This is a genomic window from Bradyrhizobium sp. HKCCYLRH1034 (genome assembly GCF_051168375.1).
GTDB lineage: Bacteria > Pseudomonadota > Alphaproteobacteria > Rhizobiales > Xanthobacteraceae > Bradyrhizobium.
The window spans coordinates 190078-207698 of sequence record NZ_JBNPUW010000002.1; the positions used below are offsets into that span (position 1 = coordinate 190078).

Here is a 17621-nt window from a genome sequence, read left to right on the forward strand (position 1 = left end):
TAAAAGATGAGCCATTTTCTCGATAGGCTGACCTTCTTCACCCGGGCCAAGGAGGAGTTCGCAGGCGGACACGGCGTGACGACGACCGAGGACCGTTCCTGGGAGGAGGGCTATCGCAAGCGCTGGCAGCACGACAAGATCGTGCGCTCGACGCACGGCGTGAACTGCACCGGCTCCTGCTCGTGGAAGGTCTACGTCAAGGGCGGCATCGTCACCTGGGAGACCCAGCAGACCGACTACCCCCGGACGCGCCCTGATCTTCCCAATCATGAGCCGCGCGGCTGCGCCCGCGGCGCGAGCTACAGCTGGTACCTCTATTCCGGAAACCGGGTGAAATATCCGCTGGTGCGCTCGCGGCTGCTCAGGCTGTGGCGCGAGGCGCGAGCGCGGATGACGCCGGTCGCAGCCTGGAAGTCGATCGTCGAGAATCCGGGCAAGCGCTCGGACTATGTGCAGAAGCGCGGACTGGGCGGCTTCGTGCGGGCGAGTTGGGCCGAGGTCAATGAGCTGATCGCGGCAGCCAATGCCTATACGGTCAGAGCCCATGGTCCGGACCGCGTGTTCGGATTTTCGCCTATCCCGGCGATGTCCATGGTGAGCTACGCGGCCGGCGCGCGCTATCTGTCGCTGCTCGGCGGCGTCTGCATGTCGTTCTACGATTGGTATTGCGACCTGCCGCCGGCCTCGCCACAGACCTGGGGCGAGCAGACCGACGTACCTGAAAGCGCGGACTGGTACAATTCAGGCTTCCTGATGCTGTGGGGCTCCAACGTGCCACAGACGCGTACGCCGGATGCGCACTTCTACACGGAGGTACGCTACAAGGGGACCAAGAGCGTCGTTGTCTGCCCGGATTATTCCGAGGCTGCGAAATTCGCCGATCTCTGGCTGTCGCCGAAGCAGGGCACCGACGCGGCGCTCGCGATGGCGATGGGTCACGTGATCCTCAAGGAGTTTCACATCGACCGGCAGACGCCGTACTTCAACGACTATGTGCGCCAGTATACGGATATGCCATTTCTGGTGCGGCTGGTGAAATCCGAGGGACGGCTCGTTCCTGAGCGGTTCGTGCGCGCCTCGGATTTCGCCACATCTCTCGACGAGGCCAACAATCCCGAATGGAAGACCGCCGCCTATGATGAGATCAGCGGGGCCATTGTCGTGCCCAAGGGATCGGTCGGCTTCCGCTGGGGCGAAAAAGGCAAGTGGAGCCTGGAAGAGAAGAGCTCGGCGAACAACGACACCCGGCTGCGGCTGTCTCTGGCCGGCATCGAGGACGACATCGCACCGGTGGGATTCCCCTATTTCGGCAACCGTCAGCACGATCACTTCAGCGGCACCAATCATCCGGATGTGCTGACCCGCAACGTGCCGGTGAAGCGACTTCGTCTTGCCGATGGCGAGGCGGTCGTGGCCACTGTGTTCGATCTGTTCGCCGCCAATTATGGCGTCGATCGCGGCTTCGGCGGCGACCACCTCGGCAGGAGCTACGACGATCTGGAACCGTACACTCCGGCATGGGCCGAGGCGATCTGCGGCGTGCCGCGCGGCCAGATCATCGCGGTTGCCCGCGAGTTTGCCTCGAACGCGTCCAAGACCCGGGGGCGCTCGATGGTCATCGTCGGGGCCGGTCTGAACCACTGGTACCACATGGACATGAACTATCGCGGCATCATCAACATGCTGGTGATGTGCGGCTGTGTCGGCCAGTCCGGCGGTGGCTGGTCGCATTATGTGGGGCAGGAAAAGCTGCGGCCGCAGTCGGGCTGGACGCCGCTCGCCTTTGCGCTCGATTGGGGGCGCCCGCCGAGGCAGATGAATTCGACTTCGGCGTTCTACGCTCACACCGACCAATGGCGCTACGAGACGGTCAATGTCAGCGAGATTCTCTCACCGACCGCACCGGCCGGTTCTTGGGAGGGAGCGCTGATCGACTACAATGTCCGCGCGGAGCGCATGGGATGGCTGCCGTCCGCGCCGCAACTGCAGGCCAATCCGATCGAGGTATCGAAGCGCTCCGCCGCCGCGGGCCTGGAGCCGAAGGACTACGTCGCGAAGGCCTTGAAGTCGGGCGAGCTGAAGCTCGCCTGCGAGGATCCCGACCATCCGAAGAACTGGCCCCGCAACCTGTTCGTCTGGCGCTCCAATCTGCTCGGCGCCTCAGGCAAGGGCCACGAATACTTCCTCAAGCATCTGCTCGGCACCAAGCATGGCGTGATCGGCAAGGATCTCGGCGACCAGGGCCACAATAGACCGGTCGAGGTCGCTTGGCACGAAGAGGCCCCGGAAGGAAAGCTCGATCTGCTGGTCACGCTCGACTTCCGGATGTCGACCACGTGCATGTATTCGGACGTCGTGCTGCCGACGGCCACTTGGTACGAGAAGAACGACCTCAATACGTCCGACATGCATCCATTCATCCATCCGCTCTCGGCGGCGATCGATCCGGTGTGGGAATCGCGCAGCGATTGGGACATCTACAAGGGGATCGCCGAGGCCTTCTCCAGGGTCGCGCCCGAAGTGCTCGGGGTCGAGAAGGACGTCGTGCTGACGCCGATCATGCATGACAGTCCGGGCGAAATCGCGCAGGCGTTCGACGTCAAGGACTGGAAGCAGGGCGAGATCGATCCGATCCCCGGCAAGACCATGCCAGCAGTCACCGTGGTCGAACGTGATTATCCGAATCTCTACAAGCGCTTCACCTCGCTTGGACCGTTGATGAACAAGCTCGGCAATGGCGGCAAGGGGATGACCTGGAACACCGACCATGAGGTCGAGCTCCTGAAGCGTCTCAACGGCGTCGTCGCCGACGACGGGCCGACCCGGGGGCTGGCTCGCATCGACAGTGCGGTCGACGCTTGCGAGGTGATCCTCAGCCTGGCGCCGGAAACCAATGGCGAGGTCGCGGTCAAGGCGTGGTCGTCCCTGGAGCAATTCACCGGCCGCGACCATGCTCATCTCGCCATTCCGAAGGAGGACGAGAAGATCCGATTCCGCGACGTCGTCGCGCAGCCGCGCAAGATCATCTCGTCGCCGATCTGGTCGGGGCTCGAGTCGGAGAAGGTCTGCTACAACGCCGGCTACACCAATGTCCACGAGCTGATCCCCTGGCGGACACTGACCGGCAGGCAGCAGCTCTATCAGGATCACCTATGGATGAGGGCCTTCGGCGAGGGCTTCTGCGTCTATCGGCCGCCGATCGATACCAAGACCGTCAAGCCGGTGATCGATCGCAAGCCGAACGGCAATGCGTCCGTCATCCTGAACTTCATTACGCCCCACCAGAAGTGGGGCATCCACTCCACCTATACTGACAACCTCCTGATGCTGACCCTGTCGCGCGGCGGTCCCATCGTGTGGATCAGCGAGATCGACGCAAAGGGTGCCGGTATCGCCGACAATGACTGGATCGAGGCCTACAACACCAATGGCGCGCTGGTTGCGCGCGCAGTGGTCTCGCAGCGGGTCAAGCAGGGCATGTGCATGATGTATCATGCTCAGGAGAAGATCGTGAACGTGCCGGGCTCCGAGCAGACGGGGCAGCGCGGCGGCATCCACAATTCGGTCACGCGTGTCGTTCCGAAGCCGACGCACATGATCGGGGGCTACGCTCAGCAGGCCTATGGCTTCAACTACTACGGCACGGTCGGCGCCAACCGCGACGAGTTCGTCATCGTCCGGAAGATGTCGAAGATTGATTGGCTGGACCAGCCGACTGCTGACCGGTCGGCCACGACCCCCTCGGAGGCTGCAGAATGAAGATCCGTGCTCAGATCGCAATGGTGCTCAATCTCGACAAGTGCATCGGCTGCCACACCTGCAGCGTGACCTGCAAGAACGTCTGGACCAGCCGCGAGGGGATGGAATACGCGTGGTTCAACAATGTCGAGACCAAACCGGGCGTTGGCTATCCCAAGGATTGGGAGAACCAGTCCCGCTGGAAGGGAGGCTGGTCGCGCAATCGCGACGGGTCGATCCAGCCGCGGATCGGCGGCAAGTGGCGGGTTCTGGCGAATATCTTCGCCAATCCCGACCTCCCCGAGATCGATGACTACTACGAGCCGTTCACCTTCGACTATCAGCACCTGCAAAGTGCGCCCGAGGCATCTGCGATGCCGACGGCACGGCCGCGCTCGCTGGTGTCTGGAGAGCGGATGGAAAAGATCGAGTGGGGACCGAACTGGGAAGAGATCCTGGGCGGCGAATTCGCCAAGCGCTCTCATGACATCAATTTCGACGGCGTGCAGAAGGAGATCTACGGCCAGTTCGAGAACACCTTCATGATGTATCTGCCGCGGCTGTGCGAGCATTGCCTCAATCCGGCATGCGTCGCATCCTGCCCGTCCGGCGCGATCTACAAGCGTGAGGAGGACGGCATCGTCCTCATCGATCAGGACAAGTGCCGCGGCTGGAGAATGTGCGTCTCCGGCTGTCCATACAAGAAGATCTATTATAACTGGTCCTCGGGAAAATCGGAGAAGTGCATCTTCTGCTATCCTCGGATCGAGGCGGGGCAGCCGACCGTGTGCTCCGAGACCTGTGTCGGGCGCATTCGCTATCTCGGTGTCGTGTTGTATGACGCGGACCGTATCGCAGAGGCCGCGGCCAAGCCCGACGAGGGCGATCTCTACCAGGCCCAGCTCGACATCTTTCTCGATCCGAGCGATCCGAACGTGCTTGCGGAAGCCGAGCGCCAGGGCATCCCTCATGCATGGCTGGAGGCGGCGATACGGTCGCCGATCTGGAAGATGGCGATGGAATGGAAGGTCGCCTTCCCCTTGCACCCGGAATATCGGACCCTGCCGATGGTCTGGTATGTGCCGCCGCTGTCGCCGATCACGTCGGCGGCCTCGTCCGGCAAGATCGGGCACGATGGCGAGATGCCCGACGTCAAATCCTTGCGCATTCCGATGCGGTACCTCGCCAATCTGCTGACTGCGGGCGACGAGAAGCCGGTGACGCTGGCGCTCGAGCGAATGCTGGCCATGCGTGCCTATATGCGGGCCAAGACCATCGACGGCGTGGTCGACGAGGCGATCGCAAGGCGCGTCGGCCTGAGCGGCCCGCAGATCGACGACATGTACCACATCATGGCGATCGCCAACTACGAGGACCGCTTCGTGATCCCGACCGCGCACCGCGAGCTCGGTGCCGACGCGTTTGATATCCGCGGCTCCTGCGGCTTCTCGTTCGGCAACGGCTGCTCCGGGGGCGAAAGCGAAGTCAACCTGTTCGGATCGCCGCGTAAGGCCAAGAACCCGATGGAGGTCGCCTGATGAAGACGTTCAAGGTGCTGTCGGCATTGCTGAACTATCCGAGCGGGGAATTGATCACGGCCATCCCGGAGCTCGCGCGGGTGCTCGACCAGGAAGGCCTCGTCCAGCCTGGCATTCGCCGGGAGCTCGATGTGCTGCTGCAGGAGATCGCCACGGGCGACGTCTACGACCTGCAGGAGCGCTACGGCCTGCTGTTCGACCGCAGCAAGACCCTGGCGCTGCATCTGTTCGAGCACGTTCATGGCGAAGGCCGCGACCGCGGCCAGGCCATGGTCGACCTGCGGGCCATGTATGACCGTGCGAACCTCGTCATCGCCGGCAACGAGCTGCCGGATTATCTGCCGCTGTTCCTCGAATTTCTCGCCACCCGGGAGCTTGCGGACGCGCGCGAGTTGCTTGGCCAGACCAGCCACATCATCGCCGCGCTCGCGGAACGATTGGGGCGTCGGCAGTCGAGCTATCGGGCGGCGTTCGATGCGCTGCTCCAGATCGCCGCGGATCAGCCCCGCGCGGAGATCGTCGATGAGCTGCTGAAGGCGGCGGACGTGGATCCGATGGACCTGCACGCGCTCGACGCGGCCTGGGAGGATGAAGAGGTCAGGTTCGGCCCGGGAGGGGGCGACCAGGCAGCCTGTGGGCACGACAATCTGATCGCAAAACTGCGCCACGCCAAACGTGCGGTCAACGCGCCGCCGTCACAGTTGCAATGAGGGATTGGCCATGCAAACACTCAATGCCATCGTCTTCGGCTGGTATCCCTATCTCTGCCTGACAGTCTTTCTGGTCGGCAGTCTGATTCGATTTGACCGTGAGCAATACACGTGGCGCTCAGGCTCGAGTCAGCTGCTTCGGCGGCGCCAATTGATCTGGGGCTCGAACCTTTTCCATGTTGGGATCCTCTTCATTTTTGCGGGTCATTTCGTCGGGCTGCTGACGCCGATCTGGGTGTTTGACATGCTCGGCGTGTCCCACGGCTTCAAGCAGATGCTCGCGATCGTCGCCGGTGGCGGCGCCGGACTGATGTGCCTGGTCGGCATTTCACTCCTCGCGCATCGCAGGCTTTTCGATCCCAGGATTCGCGCGACGTCGTCTTTTGCTGACACGGGTATCCTTCTGGTGCTGTTCGTCCAGCTGCTGCTTGGCTTGGCGACCATCCCCGTGTCGCTCGGTCATCTCGATGGTCATGAAATGGTCAAGTTCATGGCCTGGGCGCAGGGCATTCTCACGTTGCAGCCCGGAATCGCCGCCAACATTGTCGACGTCCATCCGATCTTCAAGGCGCATCTGGTCCTGGGAATGACTATCTTCCTGCTCTTCCCCTTCACCCGCCTTGTCCACATCTGGAGTGCGCCGGTGTGGTATCTCGGCCGCCGCGGCTATCAGGTGGTGCGCAGCCGCGACGGGCGCCGTCATCTTGTGCAACCAATTCAGCCCGCGGAGTAGCCGATGGACTGTTCATTGGGCGCGGCGCTTCCAAAGCCGAAGCCGGTCAGTGTGAACGGGGTCGTGATCGAACGCGACGTCATTGCCCGGGAAGTTCAGAACCATCCGTCGGACAAGCCGATCCTCGCCTGGCAAGCGGCGGCGCGCGCGCTTGCGGTGCGCGAATTGCTGAGACAGGAGGTCATGCGGCTCGGCATAACGGCCGCTCCTCTGCGCGATGCCGAAGGTCGAAGCGAAACCGAGGAAGAGGCGGCGATGCGGGCGCTGATCGCGCGTGAGGTTCTGATACACGAGCCGGACGAATCGACGTGCCGTCGCTTCTACGATCAGAACAGGCAGCGGTTCCTGGTCGGAGAACTCTACGAAGCGTCTCACATCCTGCTGATCGCGCCGAGCAGCGATTCGCTGGCTCGGTCGGCTGCGCGAGACGAGGGGCGGACGATCGTGGAGGCCGTGCAGAGAAGCCCGGAACTGTTCGAGACCATCGCGCGCGATCGCTCCGATTGCAGGGTCTCGGCGGAGAATGGTGGCAGGCTCGGGCAGCTGTCGCGTGGGCAGACGACCGCAGAGTTCGACGCCGCGCTGGCCCGGATGTCGGTTGGAGAGGTCGGTCTGATTGAGACACGCTTTGGTATCCATGTCGTGCGCCTCGACCGACGGGCCCTCGGACAAGTCCTGCCGTTCGACATGGCAAGGGCGCGCATTTCGCAATATCTCACCGAGCGTGTGCGGCATCAGGCGCTCGCGCAATATGTAGCCAATCTGGCAGACCGCGCGGAGATCGTTGGCGTGACGTTGCCGGCGCCGCAATCGGTACTGCCGCAGTAGGGGGGCGATCATGCTGCTCGGGGATCTCATTCACGATCTCAGTGACGACGCGAAGTCGAGTGCGGTGTTGCAGGGGTGCGGCGACCTCACGCTCCTGGTGCGCATCAGCTCTGTCGCGGATCGCCTCGGCGAGGATGTCGGTGAGTATGCGTCGGCTGCTGTCCGGCGCTTTGCAAATCTCGCAGAGAATGAGGATTGGCTCGGGTTGATGAGCGCTATCGACCGCGCCGCCGACCCCGCGATCGTCTGTCTGACGTCCATGATCAAGTGGTCGCTGCAGAGGGATGAAATCGAGCTCTCCTAGAACGGATCCACCGCAGGCTATCCGTGCTGGAGGGGCGGGTCAAAAATGTCGAAGCGTCAAATTGATGTTGGGATTCGCATGCACGATGTGATGGTAGAGAAAGTCGGCGTTGCGGCCGCGCCGCTCGTGGCGCTCGTATACGACGACGGGAAATATCCCTACGAGACGTTCGATCACCTCGTGGATCACTCGCGTCGAGCGCGATTGAAGGTCGCCGGCGCACTGCAGCGAAGGCTGTTCCTCGACGAAAATCGCAGGTGCGACGTCCTGCTCGAGGAGATCGACACGGCAAATCAAACCCCGATCTTCGAGGATCGTGGATCGGGAGCGAGAGGTTGCCGGCTGGATGAATCGGCGCTTGCAGAGGTGACAGTTCGGGTCCTCGCCAGCTTGGATGCGCGTCCAAACATCCTGGTGTTGAACAAATTTGGTAAGGCAGAGTGCGGGGGAGGCGGAACGCTTGATCTGATCGCCCGCGCGTTGGACCTTGCGATACCGACGATTGTCGGCGTGCCGCGCAGCAATATCGATGCCTGGAGAGGTTTCGCCGGAGATATGGGGGTTGAGCTCGAAGCCCGCGGAGACGTGGAGCGGTGGCTGGAAAGTGTTCGGCAGGATCGAACCATAGACTCAGCCAGCCAGCTGCGCTGATTGCGATTGCGAGCAATCGAGGGGTCGGGGACACAGAACTGCCAAGCCAGACCGTCGAAGATGTCTGCCGGCTGACATGGATGTTCCTCGACGAGACACGAAACCCGCCGGTCGATCTGGAGTGGTCATCACGACGCTGATGACACGGAATGTTGCGCTCCGACAAAGAATGGCCGGTCGCGCCAGTTTAGCATCTTTCCGATCGCCGGGGATTGTATGGCGCAAGCTCATTGTTCGCGCCCCCTTGGCTGCGTTCCTCCGGGCGCCACGGCAACTGCCGAATGGCGCATCGTCGTGGCGAGTGCTGCGTCCGCGATCAACAACTGGAGCCGCTCATGATTGGGGCGAAGATCTCGCGCTGGACGATGAGCTATTTCGCGGCAGCGCTGGGGTGGCTGCTCGTTGCCTTGGCAATGCTGGTCGGCGGACTCGGTTACCCCGCCGCAGAGCTCGGCGCTCCCGATACGCTTGTCGTTGTGCATGCGGTCTGTATCGGTTGGCTCAGTCTCTCGGTATGCGGCGCCTTGTTCCAGTTCGTTCCCGTTCTCGTCGCAAGGCCGCTCCCCTTCGACAAATGGGCCTTGCCGGCCTTGTTCCTCATCAACGTCGGTCTGGTCTGCTTGATATTGGGCTTCCTCTCGCTGGCCGGACGAATTGCTCCAGCCGTTTGGCTTCTGCCGGCCGGCAGCGTGGTGCTCGGCGCGGGTCTGGCGATGGTCGCGCTCGATCTGGGCCTGACCCTCTTCAGCCAGCCGAAGGGATCTGCTCTCTTTGTCATCGCCGGACTTGGCGCGTTATGCGCAACTGTCGCGCTCGGCGTCGCGTTCGCGTTTGCTCTCGCCGGATCGGCGGGCGCCTACGGCGACGCGCTCCTGGCCGCGGCGATTCCGATCCATGCGATTGCCGGGCTGGGAGGCTGGCTGACCCTGACCGCCATGGGGGTGAGCTATCGCCTGCTGGCCATGTTCATGCTCTCGGCGGACCTCGGCGAGCGACAGAGCACATCCGCGCTGAAATTTGGTGCGCTCGCGCTATCGGTCGCTGTCGTGGGCGGATTGTTCGCGATCGGCCTCGAGGCCGGGCTCGGAGCCGTGCTCATCGTCGCCGCCGTTCTTGGGGTGATCTCGCTTGCGCTCTATGGACGGGACATCGCGACGATCTATCGCTCGCGCAAACGGCGCCAGCTCGAGTTGAACATGCGGATGGCAACCGTGTCTTTCGCCAACCTGGCGGCGACGGTGACGCTCGGCACCGTCATCATCGTCAGCGGAAAGGTCGGCGTTCATGTCGGCGCGTTCGCGTTCTTGGCCGTGTTCGGCTGGCTGTCTGGTCTCATATTCGCAAAGCTCTACAAGATTGTCGCCTTTCTGACCTGGCTCGAAACCTACGGTCCCGTGATGGGGCGCGCCCAGACGCCACGGGTTCAGGACCTGGCGGTGGAACGTCGGTCCGAGAAGTGGTTCATCATCTATTTTCTAGGCGTCTGGGCGGCGACCATCATGTTGATGATGGGCGAGGGCCAGGCGTTTCGCGGCGCCGCGGCGGTCATGGCCGTGGGCAGTATTGGAATCATACACGAGCTTGTGCGAGTCCGACGTCTTTCCGATGTTGCGGGCTCCCGTAGGCTTCCGGCCGGAGCCATCGCGCCAAGCCTGTTGTTCGCCAGAAACTAGGAGGAGAGCCATGACCGCGTACATTGACGTCGACGTCCGACCGATTCTCAGGGCCGGAGGCGAACCGTTCTCCATCATCATGGACGCGGTCGACCGGCTGGCGCCAGGCCAGGGTGTGCGGCTGATCGCGAGCTTCAGGCCGGTTCCGCTGCTCTCCGTCATGGCAAGAAAGGGCTTCGCCCACACCGATCGACCGCTCGACGATGGCGATTGGGAAGTGCTGTTTTCGCCGCTGGCTGCCGAGGACGCCGGTCAGGAAGACGCTGGTGCCGGCCTCGCCTTCGAGCAATGGCCAGATCCCGTAGTCACGCTCGACAACCGAGAGCTCGACCCACCCGAGCCGATGGTGCGCATCCTCGCGGCCGCGGAGGAGCTGGGCCCTGGAGAGACCTTGTCGGCACTTCTGGGACGTGAGCCGGTCTTCCTGTTCCCTGAACTTGAGAAGCGCGGCTTTCGCTGGCTCGGCGGGTTTACGGCGGATGGATCGACCTACGAACTGTCGGTGAGGGCTCCGCTATGAGCCGCGATGTCATCGACCGCATCCGCGACGCAATGCGCGTGGTCATCGATCCGGAACTGGGGGAAAACGTGGTCGATCTCGGCTTCATCTATGAGATCACGGCGACGGATGGCGTCGTGCATGTCACGATGACGGCCACAACGCCCGGGTGCCCCGCAACAGTTTTTCTCAAGGAAGGGGTCGCAAGCAGCATCGCGGAGATTGCGGGCGTCGAAGCCGTGGACGTGACCATGACATTCGATCCGCCGTGGACCCCATCCAGAATTGATCCGGCCGTTCGTGCTGCGCTGGGTTTCGACAACGTCAATTGACTGAACGAAAGCGAAAAGCTGGCAGCGGCTCGGCCGGAGAGGCGGCGTCGTTACTCCCGCTCGTCGAAGAACACGTCAACCGTCGTGGACGCCTTCGGCCCATCGCCCGAGTGCGTCTGTCGTGTTCTGTCTTCAAATCCTATTGCCTGTCTTGCTTCCCTATCTCAACAAGGTTGCCTGCTTCGGTCGTCCGGTCCGAAAGCCACTCCCGCGCGTTGGCGCGGAGCCCGGGGACGCCGAGCAGGTTGATCGCGCGACAGGCGATCTGCTCGATGACGTCATCGAGCGACTGGGGCTTCAGGTAGAACGCCGGCATTGGCGGCGCGATGATCGCGCCGATCTCGGTGGCCTGCGTCATCGCTCGGAGATGACCGAGATGCAGCGGGCTCTCCCGCACCAACAGTATCAGCCGGCGGCGCTCCTTGAGTTGAACGTCGGCGGCGCGGACCAGCAGGTTGTCGAGCTGGCCCCAGGCGATCGCCGAGAGGGTGCGGATCGAGCAGGGCGCCACGATCATGCCGGCTGCAGAAAACGAGCCGCTGGCGATGCTCGCACCGATGTCGGCGACATCATGAGCATGCGCCGCCAGATCACGCAGCCGCGCGAGGCCGCCCTGGCCGACCTCCTCGTGCAAGGTGCGCACGGCAGCGCCGGACACCACGAGATGGACCGCGCATTGCGGCTGCTCCGCGAGCCGTTCGACGATGCGCGCACCGATCGCGGCGCCCGAGGCGCCGCTGATGCCGACGATGACGTGATGCCGCCCGTTCATGTCGAGGCCGTTCGGTCGGCCATGGCGTCGCCGAGGCCGAGGCTCGGCCACATCGCGTCGATGCGCGCGGCTACAGCAGGGTCCATCGCCAGCACCTCGCCCCAGGGGCGTTCGGTCTCGACCCCGAGCTTGGTTGTGGCGTCGATGCCGAGCTTCCCGCCGAGGCCGGATTTTGGCGAGGCGAAGTCGAGATAGTCGATCGGCGTGTCGGCAAGCGGCACGAGGTCGCGCGAGGAGTCGCTGCGCGTCGCGACGGCCCACATCACCGCGCGCCAGTCGCGGACGTCGATGTCTTGGTCGACCACGATGAGGAGCTTGGTGTAGCTGAACTGCGGCAGCATCGACCACAGGCCGAGCATGATGCGCCTTGCCTGGCCCGGATAGCGCTTTTTGATCGCCACCACGGCGATCCTGTAGGAACAGGCCTCCGGCGGCAGATAGCAGTCGACGACCTCCGGGAATTGTCGTCGGATCAAGGGGACGAACAGCGTGTTCAGCGCCTCGCCAATTCGAGACGGCTCGTCCGGCGCGCGTCCCGTGAACGTCGACAGATAGAGCGGACTTCGACGCGTGGCGATCGCGGTGACCTGAAGCACCGGAAAGCTCTCGACGGCGTTGTAGTAGCCGGTGTGATCGCCGTAGGGCCCCTCCGGCGCGGTCTCCGTGGCCGACACGATGCCCTCGATCACGATCTCGGCGGCCGCCGGCACCGTCAGGGGCACGGTCAGGCATTCGACCAGCTCGGGACGGTCGCCGCGCAGGATGCCAGCGAAGCGCAGCTCGGAGATAGTTTCGGGCAATGGCAACACGGCGCTGAGGATGGTGGCGGGATCGGCCCCGATCACGATCGCAATCGGCATGTCGCGCCCCTGCGCCTGCCACTGCTGGTGGTGGCGGGCGCCGCCGCGATGGGCGAGCCAGCGCATGATGGCGCGATCGCGGCCGAGCACCTGCATGCGGTAGACGCCGACATTTTCCTGCTCGCCGGCGGACGCGTCCGGCGGCACGGTGATGACGAGCGGCCACGTCAACAGCGGCGCCGGCTCGCCCGGCCAGCAGATCTGGGCCGGCAAGGTGGTCAGGTCGATGTCATCGCCCATCGTGACACGTTCATGCACCGGCGCGGCTGATCGCAGCCTCGGCCGGGTCGACAGTGCTGCGCGTGCCAGCGGCAGCTTCTGCAGCGCTTCCCTGATGTCGCGCGGCGGCTGCGGGGCGCGCAACTCCGCCATCATCTCGCCGAGCTCCGCCAATCGTTCCGGCTGCACGCCCATGCCCCAGGCCACCCGCTCCACGGTGCCGAAAAGATTGGTGACGAGCGGCATTGCCGAGAGCGATCCGCATGCCTTGATCGGCCGTTCGAACAGCAGCACGGGCCCTTCGGCGGAGATGACGCGGCGATGGATCTCGGTGATCTCGTGGACGACCGAGACGTTGTCGCGAATGCGTCGCAGCTGTCCCCGCTCGTCGAGAAAGCGCAGGAAATCCGACAGCTCGCGGAAGCGAGGGACATCACGTCGCAACGATAGGCTCCGTTCAAAAAACGCCTCGTAGCTGGAACAATCAGTGTGATCTTTGTTCCGGGTCAAATACTTCCGCCGCCGATCCGGCCAGAGCTTGTGCCATGAGCTCTCTTCAGGACGCGTCTTCGACCTCACTGCCCCTGTTGCCGCCACTGCTCAGGCAGGTGCTGCGTCCGTTGCCGTTGCTGCCCCTGCAGATCGCGCTCGGCGCTTTCCTGCGTGGGCTCTTGCGCCGGCATCCGCATCTGCTCGACCGGCTCGGGTCGCATCGCGGAAAGCGCTTTGGCATCAAGCCGACCGATCTGCCGTTCGCATTCGTGATTCAGGCGGGTCCACAGCAGCCGCAACTCGCGGCGGTGCGCGAGCTGCCCACCGGCCTCGATGCCTCCATCTCTGCGTCGATCGTGAGCCTGCTGGCGCTGGTCGAGGGCCGGCTCGATGGCGATGCGCTGATGTTTTCGCGTCAGCTCGTGATCGAAGGCGATATCGAGGCGGTGCTGGCGCTGCGCAACGCGATCGATGATGCCGGTCTGGATCTGGTCGGCGAGATCGCGGCGCTTTCGGGGCCGTTCGGCGTGCCCGCGCAACGCCTGCTGGCGGCCGCGCGTGACTCGCTGCTGAGATCAACGACGAACGAAAGCGGGATGCGACGATGGAGCTGATCTGTCCGGCAGGGACGCCGGCGGCGCTGAAGAGCGCGGTCGAAGCCGGTGCCGATGCCGTCTATTGCGGCTTCGCCGACGAGACCAATGCCCGCAACTTTCCCGGGCTGAATTTCAGCCGCGAGCAGATGCGCGAAGGAGTAACGTTCGCGCATCGGCGCGGCGCCAAGGTGCTGGTTGCGATCAACACCTTCCCGCGCGCCGGCGCCGTCGAACTGTGGCGTCGCGCGGTCGACGATGCCGTCGAGGCCGGGGCCGACGCGCTGATCCTTGCCGATGTCGGGCTGATGCACTATGCCGCGCGGCGCCATCCCGAACAGCGACTGCATGTCTCGGTGCAGGCGGCGGCGGCGAATGTCGACGCGATCGCGTTCTATGTCGAGAATTTCGGCGCCCGCCGCGTGGTGCTGCCGCGCGTGCTGAGCGTACCCGAGATCGCCGAGATCACCCGTGAGACGGCATGCGAGACCGAAGTGTTCGTGTTTGGCGGACTATGCGTTATGGCCGAGGGGCGCTGCTCGCTGTCCTCCTACGCCACCGGCAAGTCGCCGAACATGCAGGGGGTATGCTCGCCGGCCAGTCATGTCGTCTATCAGGAGACGATACTGGGCACGACCTCGCGGCTTGGTGCTTTCACAATCAACCGATTCGGACGCAACGAACCTGCCGGCTATCCAACGCTGTGCAAGGGGCGTTTCTCGACCGCACAGGGCTCTGGCTACATCTTTGAGGATCCGGTCAGCCTCGATGCCACGACCCTGCTCGCAGGCTTGCGCGAAGCCGGCGTCACCGCGCTCAAGATCGAGGGTCGCCAGCGCGGCCGCGCCTATGTCGACGGGGTCGTGCGGCATTTCCGCAGCGTGCTGGCAGCGCTCGATGCCGGCCGGTCCGCCGACGCGTCCGACCTCACGGCGTTCACTGAAGGGCAGGCCACCACGCAGGGCGCCTACCGCAAGACCTGGCGCTAGGACCACATGACAATGGCGGAACAAGGCGCAGGCCGAATGCAGCTCACTCTGGGGCCCGTGCTCTACAATTGGCAGCCCGAGCGCTGGCGTGATTTTTACTTTCGCATGGCCGACGAGGCCCCGCTCGACCGCGTCGTGGTCGGCGAGGTCGTCTGCTCGAAGCGCGCGCCGTTCTTCGAACCCCATTTGCCTGAAGTCATCGAGCGGCTTATGGCTGCCGGCAAGCAGGTGCTGCTGGGTTCGCTGGTCCTGGTGTCGTTGCGACGCGAGCGCCGGCAGACGGCAAGCCTCGCCGAGTATGGCCACGGTCTGGTGGAGGTCAACGACCTCACCTGCCTCAAATCGATCGCCGGTCGGCCGCATGCCATCGGGCCATTCGTCAACATCTACAACGAGGCCAGCGCCGCGTTTCATGCCGCCCAGGGCGCTTCCCGGATCTGCCTCCCGCCGGAGCTGCCGCTGTCCTCGGTTGCCGCGATCGCCGGCGCCGTGCCGCAGGTGGCGATCGAAGTGTTCGCCTTCGGCCGTGTGCCGCTCGCGATCTCCGCGCGCTGCTATCACGCCCGCCTGCACAAGCTCGCCAAGGACAATTGCCGCTTCGTGTGCGAGCAGGATCCGGACGGCCTCGTCGTGACGACGCTGGACAATGAAGCGTTCCTCACCATGAATGGCGTGCAGACGTTGTCGCATGGTTGCTCCAATCTGCTCGGCGATCTCGATCGTCTGACGCAGAGCGGCGTGAGATCGCTGCGGCTGTCACCTCAGGCCTGCGACATGGTCGCGGTGTCCGAGCAATTTCAGGCGGTCCTGGCGGGCCGCGTGGAAGCTGGGGCCGCCAGGGACCGCTTGCGCGAGATCTATCCGGACGTTCCATTCGCCAACGGCTTCTTGCACGGCGCCCCCGGTGCCTCCTACGTCTCGGGGTAGGTACTGCCGTGTCCTTCTGTCGAGGTGAACTCGGATATGCTCAGTGTGCATGTCGACCCATCTCAAATTGACTGACCACGGATGGACGACGTTGAGAGACGGCGCGCAGCCGTTCTTGCCGGCGTGCTGCAGATTGCTGACCGCGCCAAGGCGGAAGCCCAGGAAGCCGGGGAAATCGTGGTCTGTCCCCGATTTCCCCTCCCAAGCCGGCTGGCGTCCTACGCGCCGACCGCTGAGCCCAACTGACGGCCGACGCCTCATCCCGATTTGTCGCTGAACGCGGCGGGAAGCGTAGCGAGGAACGCCATGACGCGCTGCGTGCGCAGCGGCGGCCGGCGGTCCGAGGTGCGCAGCATCCATAGGGGCTCCGCCGGCGCGCGCCACGGCTCAAGCACTTCGACGAGCCGACCTGTGCGCAAGTCGTCGTGGACGAGCCATGCCGGGCCCCAGCCAATGCCGAACCCATTCGCGATCAAAGCGACCGAAGCGTGCGCGTCGTCGCAAATGTGCTTGGGCTTGGGCGCGACGCGAACGAGTTTTTTGCCGCGTGGGTCGGTGAAGCGCCAGGTCAGGATCTGCCCGCTCGCGGGATTGCGGAAGCCGACGTGGCCATGTTCGGAAAGCTCGTATGGAGTCGCCGGCGCACCGCGCGCGTTCAGATAGGCGGGCGAGGCGCAAGCGATCCAGGAGAACGTGCAAAGCCGCCGCGCCAGATGACCGGGCGCGCGATCGAGGGGTCCTGAGCGGATGGCGATGTCGACGCCTTCCGCCGCGAGATCAAGAATCTCGTTGCGGAATTTGATCTCGATCTCGATTTCGGGCCGCTCCCGCAGGAACGCAGGCAGTCGCGGCAGGATGCAGGCACGCGCGAACGAGGCGGGGGCGGTCACTCGCACCCGTCCGCCATCGTTACGCGCGGCTTCGCTGAGCGCGGATTGGACGCGATCGAGACTGTCGGCCAGCGCGCGTCCCGCCGCCATCAGCCGCTCGCCCTCTTCGGTCAGCGCCAGCGAATGGGTCGTGCGGTGCAAAAGCCGTATTCCGCGAGCCTGTTCGAGGCGGGCGACCGCCTTGGACATCGCCGAGGTGGTCGTCCCCGCTCGCCGCGCGGCTTCGGCGAAGGAGCCCGCCTCGACGACGCGGACGAAGGCGAGGAGGCGCGAGAGGTCGGGAGGCAAGGCCGTTGTGGACATCCAGTCCACATAGTCATGGCGGCGTGGTCGCTACAAGAGGCCGTTCCGATGGGCCAAATGGGGAGCGTCAGCGCGCATGCTGCGCCGCTAGAAACCGCGAGAAGTCCCATGCACCCCATCGAAATCACGCTGCAAGCCCTCGACGTCGCCGAGCGCGCGATTCGCCCCGGCCAGCCGGTCTACATGCTCAATCTGTTGCGCTACCGCGCGTATGCGCGTTACGAGGACGGCTTCGACGCCGCGCCCTGTTCGGGCCGCGAAGCCTTTAACGAACGCTATAGACCGGCCTTCCGGCGTCTCGCAGCCGGTAAGCCGCTGGTGCGGATGTTTTCCGGGCCGGTTCTGGCGAGCCTGGTCGGCCCGCAAGGCGAACGCTGGGACGAAGCGGCGATCAATGAATACGGCGATTTCGCCGCCTTCCGCTCGATCGTCGACACCGAGACCTACCAGCGCGAAGTCGCTCCGCATCGGCGCGCGGCGCTCGAGGATTTCCGGTTGTTCGCGCTCGCCAAGGCGATGTGAACGCCTTGAGGCGGCGGCCTCATGCATTTGCCTTAACCAAGCGTGACG

17 protein-coding genes are annotated in these 17621 nt (G+C 64.2%); 14 read left to right on the forward strand and 3 right to left on the reverse strand.

Going from position 1 to position 17621, the window contains the following annotated elements; translation table 11 throughout:
* The first annotated feature begins 6 nt into the window (after positions 1-6).
* The 10 genes from ACQR0W_RS04725 (at position 7) to ACQR0W_RS04770 (ending at position 11006) form a co-directional block, all read left to right on the forward strand.
* Entirely contained in the window at positions 7-3759 is a 3753-nt protein-coding gene (locus tag ACQR0W_RS04725) for a nitrate reductase subunit alpha (RefSeq protein WP_434840583.1), read from the forward strand.
* A complete protein-coding gene (gene narH, locus ACQR0W_RS04730) occupies positions 3756-5276 on the forward strand; it encodes a nitrate reductase subunit beta (RefSeq protein ID WP_315714234.1) in 1521 nt (506 codons plus the stop codon). The genes ACQR0W_RS04725 and narH overlap by 4 nt, the downstream gene beginning before the upstream one ends.
* Positions 5276-5986: a nitrate reductase molybdenum cofactor assembly chaperone gene (gene narJ, locus ACQR0W_RS04735; protein ID WP_316186751.1), complete on the forward strand. Its 711-nt coding sequence runs from the start codon at positions 5276-5278 to the stop codon at positions 5984-5986. Before narH ends, narJ begins: the two co-directional genes overlap by 1 nt.
* A gap of 10 nt (positions 5987-5996) precedes the next feature.
* A complete protein-coding gene (gene narI, locus ACQR0W_RS04740) occupies positions 5997-6719 on the forward strand; it encodes a respiratory nitrate reductase subunit gamma (protein WP_315714236.1) in 723 nt (240 codons plus the stop codon).
* 3 nt (positions 6720-6722) lie between these two features.
* Complete coding sequence (locus ACQR0W_RS04745; RefSeq protein ID WP_315827701.1) at positions 6723-7547, forward strand: peptidylprolyl isomerase; 825 nt, start codon at positions 6723-6725, stop codon at positions 7545-7547.
* Between the two features lie 10 nt (positions 7548-7557).
* The gene (locus ACQR0W_RS04750) at positions 7558-7851 is read left to right on the forward strand and encodes a hypothetical protein (RefSeq protein WP_315750143.1); all 294 of its coding nucleotides are present in this window, start codon (positions 7558-7560) and stop codon (positions 7849-7851) included.
* Positions 7852-7896: 45 nt separating this feature from the next.
* Positions 7897-8502, forward strand: a complete 606-nt coding sequence (locus tag ACQR0W_RS04755; protein WP_315750144.1) for a DUF2478 domain-containing protein — start codon at positions 7897-7899, stop codon at positions 8500-8502.
* A 335-nt stretch (positions 8503-8837) separates the two neighbouring features.
* Positions 8838-10175 carry a hypothetical protein gene (locus ACQR0W_RS04760; RefSeq protein ID WP_316166548.1) on the forward strand — a complete coding sequence of 446 codons (1338 nt, stop codon included), beginning with the start codon at positions 8838-8840 and terminating at the stop codon, positions 10173-10175.
* A gap of 10 nt (positions 10176-10185) precedes the next feature.
* Entirely contained in the window at positions 10186-10695 is a 510-nt protein-coding gene (locus tag ACQR0W_RS04765) for a DUF2249 domain-containing protein (RefSeq protein ID WP_315827704.1), read from the forward strand.
* Positions 10692-11006, forward strand: coding sequence for a metal-sulfur cluster assembly factor (locus ACQR0W_RS04770; RefSeq protein ID WP_315714244.1), 315 nt, complete (start codon positions 10692-10694; stop codon positions 11004-11006). Before ACQR0W_RS04765 ends, ACQR0W_RS04770 begins: the two co-directional genes overlap by 4 nt.
* 139 nt (positions 11007-11145) lie before the next feature.
* Here ACQR0W_RS04770 and ACQR0W_RS04775 read toward each other — a convergent pair whose 3' ends face one another.
* Positions 11146-11778: a UbiX family flavin prenyltransferase gene (locus ACQR0W_RS04775; protein ID WP_316166549.1), complete on the reverse strand. Its 633-nt coding sequence runs from the start codon at positions 11776-11778 to the stop codon at positions 11146-11148.
* Positions 11775-13301 carry a UbiD family decarboxylase gene (locus tag ACQR0W_RS04780; RefSeq protein WP_316169256.1) on the reverse strand — a complete coding sequence of 509 codons (1527 nt, stop codon included), beginning with the start codon at positions 13299-13301 and terminating at the stop codon, positions 11775-11777. Before ACQR0W_RS04780 ends, ACQR0W_RS04775 begins: the two co-directional genes overlap by 4 nt.
* A gap of 101 nt (positions 13302-13402) precedes the next feature.
* Here ACQR0W_RS04780 and ubiT point away from each other — a divergent pair, with 101 nt between their 5' ends.
* The 3 genes from ubiT to ubiV are packed head-to-tail and all read left to right on the forward strand — an operon-like array spanning position 13403 to position 15858.
* Entirely contained in the window at positions 13403-13963 is a 561-nt protein-coding gene (gene ubiT, locus ACQR0W_RS04785) for a ubiquinone anaerobic biosynthesis accessory factor UbiT (RefSeq protein ID WP_315750150.1), read from the forward strand.
* On the forward strand, positions 13954-14931 hold the full coding sequence (gene ubiU / locus ACQR0W_RS04790; RefSeq protein WP_315750151.1) for a ubiquinone anaerobic biosynthesis protein UbiU: 978 nt from the start codon (positions 13954-13956) through the stop codon (positions 14929-14931). The genes ubiT and ubiU overlap by 10 nt, the downstream gene beginning before the upstream one ends.
* A 36-nt stretch (positions 14932-14967) precedes the next feature.
* The gene (gene ubiV, locus ACQR0W_RS04795) at positions 14968-15858 is read left to right on the forward strand and encodes a ubiquinone anaerobic biosynthesis protein UbiV (protein ID WP_434840584.1); all 891 of its coding nucleotides are present in this window, start codon (positions 14968-14970) and stop codon (positions 15856-15858) included.
* Between the two features lie 257 nt (positions 15859-16115).
* Here ubiV and ACQR0W_RS04800 read toward each other — a convergent pair whose 3' ends face one another.
* Complete coding sequence (locus ACQR0W_RS04800; protein WP_316169254.1) at positions 16116-17051, reverse strand: LysR family transcriptional regulator; 936 nt, start codon at positions 17049-17051, stop codon at positions 16116-16118.
* Between the two features lie 108 nt (positions 17052-17159).
* Here ACQR0W_RS04800 and ACQR0W_RS04805 point away from each other — a divergent pair, with 108 nt between their 5' ends.
* Positions 17160-17573, forward strand: a complete 414-nt coding sequence (locus tag ACQR0W_RS04805; protein ID WP_316169253.1) for a hypothetical protein — start codon at positions 17160-17162, stop codon at positions 17571-17573.
* Positions 17574-17621 lie beyond the last annotated feature (48 nt).